The organism is bacterium, assembly GCA_013360195.1.
Taxonomy (GTDB): domain Bacteria; phylum Electryoneota; class RPQS01; order RPQS01; family RPQS01; genus JABWCQ01.
This window is the reverse complement of the sequence record JABWCQ010000004.1, coordinates 16,649-34,656: the sequence shown is the minus strand read 5'-3', so window position 1 is coordinate 34,656 and position 18,008 is coordinate 16,649. Positions and strand designations below refer to the sequence as shown.

Annotated in this window: 11 protein-coding genes; 8 read left to right on the top strand and 3 right to left on the bottom strand. The window is 53.1% G+C overall.

The window, feature by feature from the left end:
- Positions 1-16: 16 nt before the first annotated feature.
- The 3 genes from HUU59_04460 to HUU59_04450 form a co-directional block, all read right to left on the bottom strand.
- On the bottom strand, positions 17-3,064 hold the full coding sequence (locus tag HUU59_04460) for a T9SS type A sorting domain-containing protein (GenBank protein ID NUO18681.1): 3,048 nt from the start codon (positions 3,062-3,064) through the stop codon (positions 17-19).
- A gap of 86 nt (positions 3,065-3,150) precedes the next feature.
- Positions 3,151-5,895, bottom strand: a complete 2,745-nt coding sequence (locus HUU59_04455; protein NUO18680.1) for a S8 family serine peptidase — start codon at positions 5,893-5,895, stop codon at positions 3,151-3,153.
- On the bottom strand, positions 5,892-7,010 hold the full coding sequence (locus HUU59_04450; GenBank protein ID NUO18679.1) for an aminotransferase class I/II-fold pyridoxal phosphate-dependent enzyme: 1,119 nt from the start codon (positions 7,008-7,010) through the stop codon (positions 5,892-5,894). The genes HUU59_04455 and HUU59_04450 overlap by 4 nt, the downstream gene beginning before the upstream one ends.
- A gap of 195 nt (positions 7,011-7,205) precedes the next feature.
- On the opposite strand from HUU59_04450, the gene HUU59_04445 reads away from it, so the two are divergent.
- The 8 genes from HUU59_04445 to lon all read left to right on the top strand — a co-directional run bounded on the left by HUU59_04445 (position 7,206) and on the right by lon (position 18,006).
- Entirely contained in the window at positions 7,206-7,787 is a 582-nt protein-coding gene (locus HUU59_04445) for an HAD hydrolase family protein (GenBank protein NUO18678.1), read from the top strand.
- Positions 7,784-8,770 (top strand): KpsF/GutQ family sugar-phosphate isomerase, encoded by a 987-nt coding sequence (locus HUU59_04440; GenBank protein NUO18677.1) that lies wholly within the window; start codon positions 7,784-7,786, stop codon positions 8,768-8,770. The genes HUU59_04445 and HUU59_04440 overlap by 4 nt, the downstream gene beginning before the upstream one ends.
- Positions 8,767-9,360: an LPS export ABC transporter periplasmic protein LptC gene (gene lptC / locus HUU59_04435; protein ID NUO18676.1), complete on the top strand. Its 594-nt coding sequence runs from the start codon at positions 8,767-8,769 to the stop codon at positions 9,358-9,360. The genes HUU59_04440 and lptC overlap by 4 nt, the downstream gene beginning before the upstream one ends.
- A complete protein-coding gene (locus HUU59_04430) occupies positions 9,357-10,445 on the top strand; it encodes a hypothetical protein (GenBank protein ID NUO18675.1) in 1,089 nt (362 codons plus the stop codon). The genes lptC and HUU59_04430 overlap by 4 nt, the downstream gene beginning before the upstream one ends.
- A 13-nt stretch (positions 10,446-10,458) precedes the next feature.
- Positions 10,459-12,957: a hypothetical protein gene (locus tag HUU59_04425; protein NUO18674.1), complete on the top strand. Its 2,499-nt coding sequence runs from the start codon at positions 10,459-10,461 to the stop codon at positions 12,955-12,957.
- Entirely contained in the window at positions 12,954-13,733 is a 780-nt protein-coding gene (gene lptB / locus HUU59_04420) for an LPS export ABC transporter ATP-binding protein (protein NUO18673.1), read from the top strand. Before HUU59_04425 ends, lptB begins: the two co-directional genes overlap by 4 nt.
- A 292-nt stretch (positions 13,734-14,025) precedes the next feature.
- Positions 14,026-15,513, top strand: a complete 1,488-nt coding sequence (gene rpoN / locus HUU59_04415; GenBank protein ID NUO18672.1) for an RNA polymerase factor sigma-54 — start codon at positions 14,026-14,028, stop codon at positions 15,511-15,513.
- 105 nt (positions 15,514-15,618) lie between these two features.
- Entirely contained in the window at positions 15,619-18,006 is a 2,388-nt protein-coding gene (lon, locus tag HUU59_04410; GenBank protein NUO18671.1) for an endopeptidase La, read from the top strand.
- Positions 18,007-18,008: the final 2 nt, after the last annotated feature.

The following is an 18,008-nucleotide window of genomic DNA, read 5'->3' as shown; positions in this document are numbered from 1 at the left end:
ATTTGATTCTGACGTGTCAGCGAATTAGGAGCAGCTTGCGTGCACTATCAAACCGGCCTGCGGCTTTGAGTCGGACAATATAAACTCCCGAAGGCAGGGATAGTCCATCGTCGCTTTGTCCGTTCCAATGTGCCCTGTAAACAGACGGAGACAGTTGGGCATTTATCAACGTGCGTACCGGCTGCCCAAGGACATTGTATATCGTCAGCTCCGTCGTTTCCGTATAAGGAACCACGAACTCAATTGTGGCTTCCTGATTGAACGGGTTAGGATAGATATTACCAAGTTTGAAGCTCGACGGCGGCGACGCCGGCGTACCGGAAGCGCTGAGACCAACATCGTGAGCTGTCACTCCATCGTTACTCACAACTTCCAAAGTGTAAGTATAAGTAGCTCCACCCAACAGGCCGCGGTCAACGTACCGGTAACGTTTTCCGGTGGCTGCATTGCCTCGGCCATACAGCTCGCCACTCGTCGCGTATGATGCGACAACCTGCGCGACTCCGCCGGAATCATCCGACCTCCACAAACGAAATCCGAGTACATCATACTCTGCTTCCGCAATCCAGTTGATGACCAGCGCGCTGAAAGTTGTGTCCTGCTCGACATACATGCGCGAAATCAGCACTGGCAGAGCGATATCGGGTACGCCAATTGGACAGTCGAAGCACGAAACCGGGTCTCCTCCGCAATCCACATCTTCACCGCTCAGGAGGACAAGGTTTATCTGATTCGCGGAATTGGCACCAGGCCGGAAGGAACCGCTGATAATTACGTGCCGATCGGTCTCGTCAATCGCGTGACTGATGGAGTCCCAAGTCATACTGCCGCTGAACCAAAAATCCAGCGAATCCAATGGTTCGTCAAGCTCCGGCTGCAGCAATGAATCCACGCTTGACCAAAGAATCATGCCGTTCGGGAAAATATCCGTGCTTTCAAGTCCACCCTCGACACCCAGAGTCAATCCGCGAAGTGCGCTCTCGCCGGATGAGCTCAACGCAAAATACATCAAAGGAACATTCTCAATGCCGGGGAAAACCTCTGTGTTCAGCACCCCGCCGTGAATCGTGACGGACGAACCGCTCGGAAAGTACACGTCGCGAACAAAAGCCGATGCTTCTTCATTCAGCAGAATATCGCGATAGACAACGCTCACTTTATATACTCCGCGCGCGACAAGTGAACCAGCGTTGTCAACCGAGTCTATGCCTTCTCCCGGCGCAAGAAACGCCGGATGAATCAGTACTGTCTTCAACTCCCCGGAATCAGCGTCCGACAAATACAATACGTGAGGCGACAGGACGTCCACTTCCGGCCCGCCCGTCTGCTCAAGTATCAATTTCAAAGAGCCCGGTGAAGCATGCTCAGGCTGAGTATAAACGATTTCCGTTCCGGCAAACGCAAATGAGTCACCTTGTGCAGGAGAATGAATCTGAGGAATCTCGGTCGCACCATCGTAAGAGACCAGGCGTCCAGTCGAAACCGCTTCATCATTGCCGTAATGATCCTGGTAGCCAACACGCAAGAGATACAGCGAACTGTGCACGAAACTTGTGCCGCCTTCGACGCTGGTCACTGGTGCGCCGCTAAGATGCAAGGCCTGTGAATTCAAGAACAGGCCGGTTACGCCGCCGGATGCAAGGTTTCCGAGGTGAATGATGTGTGGCGAACCCGGATATGTCGGCACACCGGTGAACTCGATGTACACACTTCCCATCAACGGGCGCTCCGGAAGTTCGAATTGAACCCAGAACGAGTTGTTATCCACCTGTCCTGTAATCGGCGCTATCACGCGAGGCGGGACGGTGGTTAAGTCCTCCGGCCAAATGTAGCCGGAGTTCATTACAGACACGGCAGGGTTACCATACTGGTCACCGTATGTCAACGTGACGTTGTAGATCGCCTGGCTGACAAGTGCGTCTTCCAGTCCGTTGCTGTTGTGCAGTACATTAGGTCCACCTGTGCCGATGTTCGTCCCGTCCAGAATTAAATAGTGTTCCCCGCTGCCATTATGCTCCGGTGTCAGAGTCAGGACATGAGGGCTGAACACGTCATTCACCGTGCTTGACGTATCAACTTCAAAAATGAGTTGAACGGAGTCCGCCATTTCCGGAAGTCTGTATATCACGCGAATATCCGGAGCCGGTGACTCGGATCCCACCCTCGGTTCCGTCAGTGTTGGCGCCGATGTCTGCAGATCCACTGTCAGATTATCCACATACGCGGTGTCCGATTGCTCGCCCAGTCCTCCCGACACACGGTAGTACATGCGCAAGAAAAGTCTGGAAAGATGATTCAACGACGCCGGTCCGGTCGTAGAGTCAACGCCGCCAGATTGGGTGAGATTCAGACTGTTGACCTGTACGGTCTTCGCTTCGCCTTGCAGAGTGTCACTAAGAAATAGCCGGTGGACTATCAACCCGCCAAACTCAGGTACTTCTCGCAGTTCCAGAATGAGTGAATTCGCGCGCGCATCCATCGGCTGGTCGTATTGCACAAGAAAGCTGCGGCCGACCGTTGAGTTTGAATCTGGCGAATGAAAGACCGGACGATTTGCCGATGGACGATCCAAATGCAGCCACGGCTTGTGCCGGATATCAACAGGATTCAGTACGGGCGGAATCTCATCGACGGCAAGAAAACTGACGACTTCAGCAGAGTATTGCAGTCCGCCCAGATCGTCCGTTCCAAAAACAACGGCATTCATTTGCATCGAACGCAAGTTCAATCCCAACGGATCGGGGACTCGTGCAAGGAACGTAACTACCTGTGGATTTTGAGAATCATCTACCGTAAACCCCATCGAGTCGATTTCCATGGATTCGATGGCCTCAGGAAATCCTGCCGGCTCATCCTCCGAATAGAAAATCCCCGAGAGTTCAAATCGCGGCCGACCGTCCAAGCCGACACCGTTGATCTGCCATCCTTCCGGAACGGAAACTGTCAGTATAACATGCACGAGATCTCCGGGCGCGACCGACGTATCCAGTACCGTTGCACTGCCTGACAAGCCAAAGCCATTGATGACAAATTGAGCCTGACTTGTTCCAGCTAGTACCGTCATGAACAGCCCTGCAATAAGGCAGCCGATTCGTATTTTCATACTCTTAGGAATCATAAACTAGTAATTCATGCAACCCGCGTGCCGGGTCAGGGAAGAAGTAGGAGCTTTCCGGAGAATTGACCGCCCGAGTGGTCAAGCCGATAGAACAAGAGTCCGGATGCAGCTGGTGGAAGCTCTGGCAATACAAATCGGCCGTTATCACCTACAATCATAGTGTAACGGGCAATTTCCTGCCCAAGAATGTTATAAAGCTGAAAGGCAGCCGTACCACGCTCAAGCTGGGAGATTTCGATTTTCTGTCCTTTGCGAACCGGGTTTGGAGTCACCGTTGGTTTTTTTGCCAGCACCTTGTCCAAAGCCGGTTCCTTGCCATGCCAATGGAATCCGAGTTTCTGTCGAATAGACTCAAGAATCGTTGTAAGTTCAGCCGGCGTTTCCCCAACCAAAATCGCGAATCGCTTAAGCACACTATCCCCGGGCAAAAGTGATGGCATTGCGATTCCGGCAATATGGCTCAAGTCGCGGGGAGAGCTCGCAAAGGCTCGACTTTGTGTCATACCACCCATTTGAAACTCCTCGCGATTTCCAATTTCGTAGGCGGTTGTCAGCGATTCGGTTATGCCGGCCATACCAACGTGAGGCAGCGATGGAATATCGCTGCGGACACAAAGGACTCCGCCATCTGCCAGAAACTCACCGCTATTCCTGCTCGCCGGACCAAGGTCCCAATCCATCATTAGTCCGCATACACCTTGATGCCATTCCCGCGTGCTTCTATTGACGACGAGCAATTCAATGGCGTATCCACGCGGAACATCGGGCCAAGACAATACGGTCGCGGACACCTCAGCTCCAAGTCTTTCATCTTCGGGTACTCTGCGGTCATCAAAACGGCTGTGAATCGCTGTTGGAGCGATTGGAGTCTCACTCTGCGCCGCGTAGACGTCCGGAAGGGCGCTCCAGTCAAACCTCTTACCCGTGGAGTCCCCGCGATAGTTGTCAATGACCTTCCCGTCCGCCGCAACAAAAACGGATCCATGGAACAGCGCGTTACTCAACTCGTTTTTCAACGCTAAGCCTGGGCCAACGGGAATTGACCGCACATAATCGAAGTATCCCAGTGCACCCTGTTCACCCAATGCAAATCTCAGATCCTCGGTTTCGATTTCGGCGAATGTCGTATCGAGAAAGATCGTCGTCGTGGCGCGGCCAACTACATGGTTTCCGGCACGCCACTCCAGTTGAAGAGGCAGTATCGCGCCACGCTCGATAACGTCCGGCATTCTTATGCGGGGCTCAGCGAAATCAGACCACCAAAAGCCTTGGTCAACCACTCCGGGATAAATTAGTTCCGTGGGCCAAACTTGAATAGAATCCCATTGGCTGGTTGCAGTGCCGGTTAGTCCCCAAAGTTCCCCGTGTTCATTGGCAACTTCCACGTCAAGAAATGCTTGCTCGCCGGCTTCAATCCGATTATCACCGTCCCCTATTGTTTCATGAAACCTGACCCCTGACAGACGAACTCCGCGCGACTCTTCAACAGTTGAGACAGCACGAAACGCATTTACGCGCCCCAAGCCAAGATTTCCTGCCAACGAGTCGTTGACGGTACCAATCGGGTCTGCGCTGTTGCAAACCGCGGTTACAATCTGATCAGAGGTCCAATCCGGATTCTGTTGCAATACCAGTGCGCAAACCGCTGAGACGATTGGCGCCGACATGCTTGTCCCCTGCCATGCCCCGTATGTGCCATCCACCACCGTCGAGACGATGTGAACTCCGGGAGCTGCAATCTTGATCCATGGTCCATAGTTTGTAAAGGCTGCCGCCGTATTCGCTTCCGTGGTTGCCGCTACACTTAGAACTCCTTCGATCGCAGCCGGATAGCGCGGCAGAGAATTCCCGTTGTTCCCTGCGGAGCAAACAACAACGCACCCCTGCGATCGAACATAACTCACCACTTCGCGCTCAAGCGCTGATTCCGTGCCGCCTCCCCAAGAGCAGTTTATTACCCTCGCACCTGCCACGCACGCATAGTAAACTCCCTCAAAGCCATATGGAATTGTCCCCCCTTGACCAACTCGAACTCCGATTACTTTTGCCCCTGAGGCAACGCCCGCAATGCCAATCCGGTCGTTCCGCGTCGCGACGGCAATGCCCGCAACATGCGTCCCATGCGAATTATATCCATCCAGAGGATCTGGGGTCGGGTCACCGTCAAACTGCAAAAAATCATACCCGTGAAAATCATCCGTGAACCCGTTGCCGTCATCGTCTAGTCCGGAAATCCCATTCAGTTCAGCCAGATTGTTCCAGCGAGCAGCTTGCAGGTCGGGCAAACCGAAATATACTCCGTCGTCTACGATTGCGATGAGTGCAGTGGAGTCCGCTGAGACCACGTGCCATGCCGAGGGCGCTTCAATCTGATTCATCCACCACTGCTGCGAGAAGAACGGATCATTGGGCGGTGAATCCAGCCTGCCTTCCCGTTCCTGCACGGACTCCAGTCGGTCTGCATATCTGATCGCTCGCAGTTCCGCCCATTCAACCCGGGAATCAACTTCAAGACTCCGGAGGATATTTTCGGCACCGCCGCGGCTCTTTGCAGTTATCGTTACGATTTTTGACAATCCGGTCTGACGAGTGGTGACCGGAAATGTCCGCACAATTCTTTCGACGTCATCGGCAGCAGCAAGCTCGATTGCGTCAAGTCGTTCCGGGACTTCATAGAACTTCACAATGACATCCCGTGCCGCCGGATGTTCCAGTGACGTGGCATGCAACTGCCCGGAAACAGTTAATATCAGGAGAGTTTTTAGTGCACTCTTCACGCAAGTTCGCGAACAAGCTCGCCCAATTTCGCCAGATGCTGTTTTACTTCGACCGGATCATTGCCCACACTGACGCGGATATAGCCCGGCATTTCAAAGAGTGAACAGGGAAAAACCGATACTCGCTTCGCTGTGAACAGCGTCTCGACAAAAGCACGGTCATTTGTCCTTTCCGGTAACTTCAGGCACGCATTCACACCCCCGCTCGGTGGCACCATCTTTAACTCCGGTGTTGACTTCAGAAATCCTGTCAGCAACGCCATCTGTCCGCATGCCGTCTGCATCCTCATCTTGAACCACGCGAGTGCTGCTTCGTTCCTCAGAATTTGATCAGCTAAGTCTTCCGTCACGTACGGCTGGACTACTCCCATCAAATTATTGAATTTGTAGGCCCTACTGGCAATGTCCGAAGGACAGATCGCCCAACCCACCCGAAGCTGATCCAACCCCCATGTCTTGTCCAGACTGTTGACCGAAATCGCGCCGTAAGTGAACCCGTGTGAACGGAAATCCGGCTTCGTAAAATTCAGGTACACCTCATCAATAATCAGATAGGCCCCGACGTCGCTGCAAACTTCAATCAACCTGCGAAGCAAATCCGGCTCAAGTTCGACCTGTGTAGGATTCTGCAAATTGGTAAGCCAAACCAGTTTCGTATCAGAGGTGACAAGTCGGCGCAGTTCGTCCGGATCGGGAAGGAAGCCATTCTCGATTCTCCTGGGGAGGCGCAGGACCCTTTCCGCCAGCATTTCAATGCCACGAAAAACCGGTTCGTAGACGGGCGACTCGATGATGGCTGTACCACCTTCCTGCAGGAGCGCTCCAGCGATTAGAAAATTCGCCTGGCTCGCTCCTTGTGCCACAAGCACCTCATCGGGTGAAGCGTCGTAAAGCTGGGCAAGTCGGGTCTTAAGCCCTGGGTGGCCATACCAAGAATGGCTGCCTGAAATCCGAACAGTGTAAGGGCCGCCCGGAATATCGGACAAACTCTTCACCATTGGTACGGCACTGCGAGATAGCGATGGCGTGGGAAGAGTCAATCTGCTCTTAGCCCATTCCTGAAGTTCGGAGCCTGTCCACAGCGTCCGTTCGGTCTCAGAGATACGCAGGGTCATGAATAATCGATTGAGGTGGAGTCAACGTAGAAAGGTACGGCAAACGCCTAACAAATTCAACTGTTTGGACGGTCATTTGGAAAGGGAGAAACTGACCGGAAGGTGGCGTGGAGTGCGAAAAAGAGTTGACAATTCTCGCAAATTGCCCTATCTTTCACCATAACAGCAAAAATTATACCCCAAACGTAAATATTCTTGAACAATCGCTTGAAGTCAGCCGTCTTGTCTTTCCAGCCTGAGCTGCCAGCTGAAATAGCTGTCCGGCTCAGGAAAATCCGGCTATTGATAGTGGACGTGGACGGTGTCCTTACCAATGGGACTATTTATTTAAGTGATGAACTTAGTGAATCTAAGGGCTTTTCCACTCGTGATGGGCTAATTCTCGGACGTATGTCAAAGATGGGCTTGTCGACTTGTGCCATATCCGGCCGCAAATCAAAGGCAACCGAAGAGAGGCTGCGCTCGCTGCGGTTTGATGAGCTTCATTTGGGACATCTGGCAAAGTGGCCGATCGCCGAACAAGTTATTCATGCTCGCGGATTGAGGCCAGAAGAGACGGCGTTTATTGGCGATGATCTGGTGGATGTGCCGGCAATGGCCAAAGTCGGCCTTTCAGTAGCACCGATGGATGCACATCCTGCTGTGCTGTCAGGAGTTGACATCGTCCTGAACACCCGAGGTGGGAGTGGTTGTGTGCGCGAGTTCTGCGACTACTGGCTAATCGCCAACGGCAAGTGGCAAGAATTCGTCAATAGCTTTGAGGCCGAGCCTAAATGAGCCCACAGCAAAACGTTCCCGCTTCACTTGAGGCAGCACGGCACTTGCTCGAAGTTGAGGCTGCAGCCGTTACCGGGCTGATAAACCGTATCAACGGGGACTTCGAGAAGGCCATCAGACTTCTTTTGAATGTCCGCGGACATGTCGTTGTAACCGGAGTGGGCAAGAGCGGGCATATTGGCAGAAAGATTTCCGCGACTCTTGCCTCCACAGGCACCCCGTCTAGTTTCCTTCATCCTTCCGAAGCGGTCCACGGCGACCTTGGTATGGTAACGAAGGAGGATGCTGCCATTGTTATTTCCAAGAGTGGCGAGACGGATGAATTATGGGCTGTACTGCCTTACTTGAAAATCCTTGGTATTCCCATTATCGGACTGCTGGGAAACGTCAACAGCGGAATGGCAGAAAAGTGCGATGTTGTTCTCGATGCTTCCGTGTCGGAGGAAGGCTGCCCGATGAACCTCGCGCCGACTGCTTCCACGACCGCTGCATTGGCATTGGGTGACGCTTTGGCTGTCGCTTTGCTGAAAGCGAAGGGATTTCAAGCCGAGGACTTCAAGTTCCTGCACCCGGGCGGTGCGCTGGGAAGACGGCTCTCGCTCACAATTCAGGATGTCATGCATGCTGAAAACGAGATGCCGATTGTAAACAGCAAGGACGACCTCAAGACTTCAATCATGTGCATGACCAGGCAAAGACTTGGCGCCGTTTGTGTAGTTGACGACCAAGGCAATCTGCTTGGGATTTTCACCGACGGTGATCTGCGGCGGTCGCTTGAACGAAATGTTGACTTGTCGCGTGTAAAGATTGGTGAAGTGGCAACGCGCAACCCAAAAACCGTTTCACCGGACTTGTTGGTCAGCAGAGCAGTGAATATCATGGAACAATTCAATATCATGGTGCTTCCTGTTGTTGAAGAGAGCGGCAAACTGGTGGGTATCGTTCACATGCACGACCTGCTTAAATCCGGTATCGGAAGATGATTCTCCGGGTGCTGTTTGCCTGGACCGCGCTGATTCTTTGTTTCGGGTGCTCCACCCCTTCGCCGCCACCGCAAACTCCCGCAGAAGAGGTTTATCCGGAGCAGGAACTCTTTGGTGCGCGCATTTCGTTCTATACAGAAGACCGGCTCGCTACCTTGATTGACGCAGGACGGGTACTGCAATTCGAAAAGCAGAATCTCATTATTCTCGATAGCGGCATTGTCGCAGATTTTTTTGATGAGCAAGGTAATCAACGAACGCGCATTTGGGCGGATTCGGGGACTGCATCGGAAACATCCCGCAATCTCAATGCCTTCGGGCACGTTGTTGCAGTTTCGGACAGCGGAGAACGGCTTGAGACAGATGTGCTCCGGTATGACCATGCACAGGGGCTGATATTCGCCGACGGACCTGTCAAAATCTCGACGCCCACCGATACAATATATGGTACGGGGTTTCGAGCTGACAAGAACCTTCGGAATTGGACAGTACTTGATCCTTCCGGTGTAACTCTGCGTGACCGGCCATCCAAGTCGTCACCTGCGGCTCCGCCTGATACTGTACAGATAAATGATTCTCTCGTTCCGTGACTCGGCTTTTCCTGATACTCGCTTTCCTTGTCGCATGTGCGATTGCACAGTCTCCCCGCGGCGCGGTTGAGCTGCGGCGGGCAAACACCCTCCGTTATCTGCAGGAGCAGGGTCAAACGATTCAGGAATTGATTGGTGATGTTCTGATTGTAAAGGACAGCCTGAACATCACGTGCGAACAAGCGCTGTACTATCCCGACTCGGGGCGGCTCATCTTCCGCCAAAATGTGGAGTTTCAAGACGGCAAGCGAATCATGTTCGCCCGGGAAGTCATCTACAATGACTGGACGGAAGAAGTCGAGGCTATCGGCGATGTTCGGATATATCAGGACACGATTTCCATCTACTGTGACCGGGCTCTGTACCGGGAACGGCTGGGAATTGGATATCTCTATGACAATGTCCGTGTGAAATACGATTCGCGCGGGTTGAAGATCACCGGAGGAATCGGATTCTTTGACCATCGTGACCGCTCTGCGTGGGTGTCGCGTGACCCTGTCCTGACCCGTATGGATAGCACCGGCTTCATCGATACCGAAATTGCAGGTGACACGATCTCTTACAGTGAATCACGTGCGCTTGCCACAACTCGCGGAAATGTCATTATTCTGCGTGACAGCTTGACAGCTTTCGGTCAACTGCTCGAGTTCTATCCCGACTCCATGTTTGCTGAACTGTCCGGAAGTCCGCTTGCACTTTCCGGAGCGGACAGTATCTACGGGGATACGATGCGACTTCACTTCAAAGAGGAAGAGTTGGAAATGGTTGAAGTACAAGGAAGCGCTATCGCGTCAAGTCCTTCTGATTCTCTACCCGGGGCACCTCGACAAGTTCTGACGGGTAAACAAATGACTCTTTGGATTGACAACAGCATGCTGTCGCGTGCGCTTGTCGAAGAAAATGCAACCGCCACGTATTTTGTGCGCGACAAACAAGATGCCCAAGGTCTGAATGTGACCAGCGGCGACAAGCTTCTCATTACTTTCGAAAACCGCCGCATTTCGAAAATTCGAGTGGAAGGCGGAACGCAAGGGAAATACACCCCCGAATCTCTTGTCGCGTCACCCGCGGCAAGCAAACCGTGACCGGAGTCCAATTGTGAGCGCTAAACCGGCAAAGCCCGTACAAGCAGTCAACCCCAACGCAAAACAATTACCCACGTGGCTGCCAGACGTTCTTGGAGTGTTGGCAATCTACCTGCTTGTTGTCGTGTTGTTCAACCAGGTCGTTATCGGCAACAAGGTTTTTTCGGCGGGAGACGATACCGAAGCATCTGTCGCTCTCAATACCTTTGCGATTCGCGAAGCAGAGAAAGGTCAATACCCGCTCTGGTGCCCGGAATTGTACGGCGGTTTCCCTTCGTTCGCGGCCGGAGCCTACTCGAATTATGAATACGTGGGCGGTGCATATTCGCTGGCCTATAGATGGGTCAATCCGCGCTACTGGGCGGACATGTTCACTAACTACGTGCTGCTCCTGGGCGACTACTCTGGTCCGACCCGGGGAGAGAAATGGCTTGTCGCTCTCTTATTATACGCCGGCCTGTTCGTTTACTATGTTGTTCGCCGCCTTGGATTCGGAGTTGTGCTTGCTGTCCTGTGCGGATTAGTCCTTGCATGGAACCCATACTTCATATCGCTTGTGACCGCTTCGCACGGCGGCAAGCTCGCGACTTTTATCTACATTCCAATCCTGCTGTTTCTGGGCTGGCAGGTCTTCGAAAAACGAAGGCTGCTTGACCTTGCTCTTTTTGCGATGGTTTTTGGATGGCAGATTCAGCACGGCGGACACACTCAGGTACTATTCTATACCGGACTGTCCGTCGGCATTCTGTTCATCACGTGGGCCATCCACGAACTGCGGGAAGGCGGAATGGCGAGAGTCCTCACTGCCGGAGGTCAATTGGGAGTGGCGGTTGCATTGGCAGCATGCGTCGGAGCGCTTTGGTACGTGCCGTTGTTCGAGTATGTTGACTCCTCTATTCGCGGTATGGGTCCGGCCATCGGTGCTGCCGGAAGCAAGGGCTATACAATCGAGGACGCTACCTCGTGGAGTATGGCACCGGCTGAGCTCATTACACTCATCTTCCCCTCGTGGTACGGTTTGAAGTCACCGACCTATTGGGGTGACATGCTGTTTACCTCGTCCAGCTTCTACTTCGGAATTGTTCCGCTGCTGCTGGCGGTCTTTGCTCTGATTGGCAGGAAGTCCCGGCTCGTGTGGGGACTGCTGAGCCTGTCTGTCTTCTCGATTTTGCTTTCATTCGGCAAGCACTTTCAAAGCTTCTACAGTATCTTTTTCAACTACGTTCCTTTCTTCGACAAATTCAGAACTCCGTCGCTCATCCTGCTGCTCGTTATCATCGCGGCTGCAATCCTCGCTGCTTTCGGGTTTCGCAAACTCGAGGAGAATCAGGACAACGCGAAGTGGCAGAAGGCCGTTCGTTATGCCGTAATTGCCTGCGGAGTTCTGCTGGTGATTGCGCTGGTCGGTGGTGACGGTCTTGCGAAGAGTCTTGCAAGTTTGACGAAGGAAGGTGAAGCACAGCGGTATCAGCCCGGACAGATCACTCAGCTTGTGAATGAACGCGCTTCAATGTTCGCCAAAGACCTGACCGTGCGTTTGTTTCTGCTGGTAGTTGCCTTCGGCGCGATTCTGATGTTCATGATGAAAAAATTGTCGCGCAATTTGCTGATTGGCTGCCTGCTGCTGCTGACGGTCATTGACCTTGGTGTCTTCAATCAGAACTTCTTCACTCCGCAGCCCAAGGGCCAGCAGTTGACCTCCCTTCAGCCCAATCGCGTCGTCACTGCACTACAGGCTGAAGATGGCGTGTTCAGAGTATTCCCCGTCGGTCGGCTGAATCAGGATAATCGCTGGGCGGCGTGGGGAGTCGAATCGCTTGGCGGATACCATGGCGCGAAAATGAGAAGTTGGCAGGACATGGCGGACAATCTGTTTTACAACGGAACCAATAAGAATTTCCCGCTGAACAACGAGCTCCTTGCTTCCTTGAATTGTCGCTATATCATCACTGAGGGCTTATTGCCCCCTGAACTCGGATATGCGAAGGCTTATGAAGATGGTTCAGCAAGGATGGCCGCTTACCGCGTCCCGAACGTCAAAGACCGCGCCTATTTCATCGACTCCGTGCTGGTTATCAAGGACAGAACTAATGCTTTTGAAACCATGCGCAGACCCGGCTTTCCGTTCACACAAGTCGCTGTGCTCAACACCGACTTGCCCGGCAGAATTGGTGCCGATTCGTTGGCGGCAGCTCGCGTAACTCTGCATGAGGCCCATCGGGTCGAAATTGCGACTGAAAACAACGAACCCGGACTTTTGGTGCTCGCGGATGCCTATTACAAGCCAGAGTGGCAAGCGACGGTGGACGGGCAAATTGCGGAAATCTATCTTGTCAACGGATTCTCGCGCGGCGTATATCTGCCTGCGGGAAAACACAATGTGAAGTTCGAGTATCTTGGCAGCCGCGAAGCGCTCGGCGCAAACCTCGCCACGATATCTCACTTTATCGTGCTGCTCCTGGTGGGCGCAGGTTTCTGGTTCGTAAATCGTAAACGTGAGACAGCGGAGTGAATGATTTAGTAGATTCACACGCATCGGCTGTGTCCCTTACGGCTCCGGAATTCTCCACGACGCTGCGTGGTCAGGAACTCGTGAAATTCTATGGCAAACGAAAGGTCGTGGACGGCGTCTCCGTGTATGTGAATACTGGGGAAATCGTGGGGTTGCTCGGTCCGAACGGAGCCGGCAAGACGACTTCTTTCTACATGATGACCGGCATGATCCGGCCAAAGTCCGGTCATGTGTATCTCGGAAATGCAGAAGTCACTCATTGGCCGATGTATAAGCGGGCGAGGCTCGGCATGGGCTACCTCTCGCAAGAACCGTCAGTCTTCAGAAAACTGACTGTGCGCCAGAATTTGATGGCAATCCTTGAGTTGCTTCCCATTTCCCGGGCAGAACGCAAACTTCGTGCGGATGAGCTGATAGCTGAGTTCCGACTCGAGCACGTTGTAAACAACAAGGGATTTCAACTTTCCGGCGGAGAACGCCGTCGCGTTGAGATCGCTCGGTCTCTTGTCACCCGGCCGAAATTCATGCTGCTCGATGAACCATTCGCCGGAATTGACCCGATTGCCGTTGCCGACATTCAAACTATTGTTCGATCATTAAAAGATCGTGGCATAGGCGTGTTAATAACCGACCATAACGTCCGGGAAACTCTTGCGATAACTGACCGGGCATACTTGATTTACAGCGGCAGGCTCCTCATGGAAGGTACCGCGGAATTTCTCGCCAGCAGCGAGGAAGCACGCCGCATCTACCTCGGCGATTCTTTCCGGCTCTGATGAATGTTATAGAACCTGCTTTGCCGCATGGGGCAGGCGCAATACATTCCGATTCACACTTCGCCTGTGTCAGGGTTTGTTCGCCCCTTCTTAAGTATTTGTTTATTTTAGGTTGAATGAGGTTCGTTTCTTAAACGTCCCGCTTCGAAACCATGACTTTTGGTGGATTTTCTCGATGGCACATACTTTGCTTTTTCCGATGTATCTGCCATGACTTAGGCGACCGGATTCCCCACCCAATCCTGTTCCCGCCGCCTAAGCCTCCCCACCGACTGGACCATGAGGGTATCCGATGGAATTAAGACAAGTCCTTAAACCCGATCTTCAGCAATATCTTCAGCCGCAGCAAATCCTGCGGAGTGAACTTATTCAACTCCCCATGCTCGAGCTCGAACTCCGCGTCCGTGCTGAGCTGCAGGAGAATCCGTTCCTCGAAGAGGTGGCCGAAGATGAAGCGGTTGTAGACAAATCTGTGTCCGAAGTCGAAACGGACTCCTCCGCCGCTGCGCTCGATGACAACGAAGACAGCGGATATGAGCCGCCCGTCCGAAGCGAAAGGGATGAACTCGATAGTCGCGAATCCCGTACGGAAGAGGATGTGGATTGGGACAGTTTCCTCAACGATGAAGACCAGTCCTTTTATAAGGCCTCTCGATTCACCGGTACCGGCGAAGAACTTGGCGAATTGCCGCGCCCCTTCGTCCAATCGCTTGCAGAATATCTGGAAGACCAGCTTAGGTTGCAAAGACTGTCCGACGAAGAGTACAGGGTCGGGCAATACATCATCGGCTCTGTTAATCGCGATGGCTTCTTAAGCTATCCCGTCGAAGAAATCGCTCGCGAACTGAATGTGGACGTGCCGCTGGCCGTAAAAGTTCTTCACATCGTTCAGGAACTCGACCCGCCCGGGATTGCAGCCCGCGACCTCCGCGAATGCCTGTTGATTCAATTGCGGCAGAAAGACGACCCGCACAAGTTCCGCACAGCCATTCGCATGCTGACCGAAACGTATGACGATTTCATGAATAAACGTTTCGAAATTGTCGCGCGCAAGCTCGCCGTATCTTTGGATGAAGTCAAGTCCGCCTACGAGGATATTCGCCGGCTGAATCCAAAGCCCGGTGAAGGTTACTTTGATGAAAAACAGAACTACATTGTTCCTGATCTCGTTGTGGCACGAGTTAATGACGAGGGTGAGTTCGCCGTCTTCCTGAATGACGGAAATACTCCCAACTTTCACGTCAACACCGCCTACAAGGAAATGTTCCTGTCCGGAAACACGGACAAGAAGGTCAAGGAGTTCGTCACACGCAAACTTGAAAGCGCGCGCTGGTTTATCAATGCAATTCATCAGCGCCGTGCCACGATTCTGCGGACAATGAGGGCGATTGTGGAGCGTCAAAAGGATTTCTTCATGAAAGGCCGCGAGCACTTGAAACCGATGATTCTGCAGGATATCGCAGAAGACATCGGGATGGACATCTCCACAATCTCCCGCGTTACGAACGGTAAGTACGTGCAAACGGAATGGGGCGTTTTCGAACTCAAGTACTTCTTCAGCGAACGGATGGAAACCTCCGACGGTGAAGAAATCTCCACGAAGGTCATTAAGTCCCGCCTGCAGGAAATCATCGATGCCGAGGATAAAGGTGACCCGCTGAGTGATCAAGCCATCGCTGAAATGTTGGCCGAAGAAGGTTTCCCAATTGCTCGCCGAACCGTTCAAAAATATCGTGAACAGCTCAGCATTCCGGTGAAGCGCCTCCGTCGAGAAATCTGAGCCCGAACCTTAGCTTTTCTGCCAAAACTTTCGTATCTTGATAGCCGGTTGACCGCTTCGGTCAGCCGGTTTTGTTTTCCATGTCACAAAATTCCCTGAATTAACATGTCCATCGAAACCTTCGAGACCCGCGAACCCGACCTCCTCCCTGTGCTGCCTCTGCGGGATGTGGTTGTCTTCCCCTCGATGATATTCCCGCTCCTTATCGGACGAGCAGCCACTCTGGTCGCCATAGAAAAAGCCATGCTGCAAGAGCGGCGGATTCTCCTTGTCACTCAGCGTGACCCCGGCACCGAAGACATCGCCCCGAAGGACCTCTTTGAAGTCGGTGTTGTCGCCAATGTGTTGCAGACTCTCAAGCTTCCCAATGGACTTGTCAAGGTATTGGTGGAAGGTGTCCGAAGGGCTAAAATCGCGGCGTGGTCGCCCGAATCCGATTGCCTCTACGCGACAATTGAGCCGTTGGAGATGCGTGGCGCCGAAGGTGCCGAAGCACGGGCGCACATGAAAGTGGCATTGCGCGCTTTCCGCGATTATGTCAGTCTGAACCGCCAGCTTCCCGACGAAATTCTTCTGACACTGAACAATCTGAATGAACCCATCGCAGTTGCCGATTTCATCGCCGCCCACCTGCCAATGGTGGCTGTTCGCAAACAAGAGATTCTCGAACAGTCCTATATTCCCGAGCAATACTCACACATCAATCGCGTCCTTGATGAGGAAATCGAACTGCTCAAGATAGAGCGCAATATCGAAGGACAAGTTCGCGAAAAAATCTCCCGCACGCAGCGCAACTTCTTCCTCCAGGAACAGATGAAGATTATCAAGAAGGAGCTGGGTGAAGAAGGTGACGAAGAGTTTTCGGACGTCATCGCCTATCGCAAGAAGCTGCGCAAACTGCGTATGCCTAAAGAAGTGCGGACGCGCGCGGAAGAGGAAATGGACAAGTTGCGCGGCATGCCGATGATGTCACCCGAAGCCACCGTCCTGAAAAACTACCTCGACTGGCTCTTCGCCATGCCGTGGGGCGTGACGACTACGGACAGGCTGGATCTCACCGAAGCAGAGCGGATTCTCGATGAAGACCATTTCGGGCTGCGCAAACCCAAGGAGAGAATCCTTGAGCATCTTGCAGTCCTTGCGCGTGTTGAGAGAATCCGCGGACCCATACTCTGTCTGGTTGGACCTCCCGGCGTCGGCAAGACCTCGCTCGGTCGCTCAATCGCCCGCGCTATGGGACGGAATTTCGTCAGAATTTCCTTGGGAGGCGTGCGTGATGAAGCGGAGATTCGCGGTCATCGCAGAACCTACATCGGCTCAATGCCCGGCCGCATCATTCAGGGCATGAAGCGCGCAGGCTCGATGAATCCAGTGTTTCTCCTCGATGAAATTGACAAGATGTCTTCTGACTTTCGCGGCGATCCTGCGTCTGCTTTGCTCGAAGTGCTGGATCCGGAGCAAAACTCGACCTTTTCCGATCACTACCTCGAAGTGGATTTTGATCTCTCGCAGATTCTATTTATCACCACTGCAAATATCAAGCACGACATTCCATTGCCGCTGCAGGACCGTATGGAGATTATTGACCTTCATGGTTATCTGCACCACGAAAAAATGCACATCGCCCGCGAGTTCCTGCTCCCCAAGCAGATGCGAGACCACGGCTTGAGAGAGGGCGAATTGAGCATTGCACCAACTGCAATGGACAGAATCATCTCGTCATACACCCGCGAATCCGGTGTCCGTGAACTTGAGAGACTTATGGCCAGAGTCTGCCGCAAAGTCGCCAAAGAAAATGCCGGCAGTTCCAGCAAGACCTTTACTCTGCAGCCCAACAAGCTGGACAAAATGCTCGGAGTCCCGCCCTACAAGGATAATCAGATCGAAAAAGGCGACCGCATCGGCACTGCCGTCGGTTTGGCGTGGACATCCTTGGGCGGTGAGATTTTGAACATTCAGGCTAGCGTGATGAAGGGCAAAGGTTCTATTCAATTGACAGGTCGTTTAGGCGACGTGATGAAGGAATCCGCGCACGCCGCCGTATCATTCATTCGTGCCTACGGCGCCGAATGGGGAGTGCATGCGGACTTTGTGCAGAAGTGTGACGTGCATTTTCATATCCCCGAGGCGGCTACTCCGAAGGACGGTCCCTCGGCGGGCATTACGCTTGCTACGGCGCTGCTATCAGCTCTTACCACGACACCCGTGCCGGCTGACATTGCAATGACGGGTGAGATAACCCTGCGCGGCCACGTGCTCCCTATCGGCGGGCTTGCTGAAAAGACAATGGCCGCTAAGCGTGCCGGCATCCGGAAAGTTATCATTCCTGCCGAGAATGAACCGGATTGGCTTGAGTTGGATAAGGCGCTGCGGCAGGGACTGGAAGTCACCTATGCCGAGAACATTGTCGATGTATGGCGCGAACTTTTCCCCGTTAAGAAATCCACTCGGGCAATTGCCGCCCCTTCTGCTCAGGATACCGCATCGCACTGACG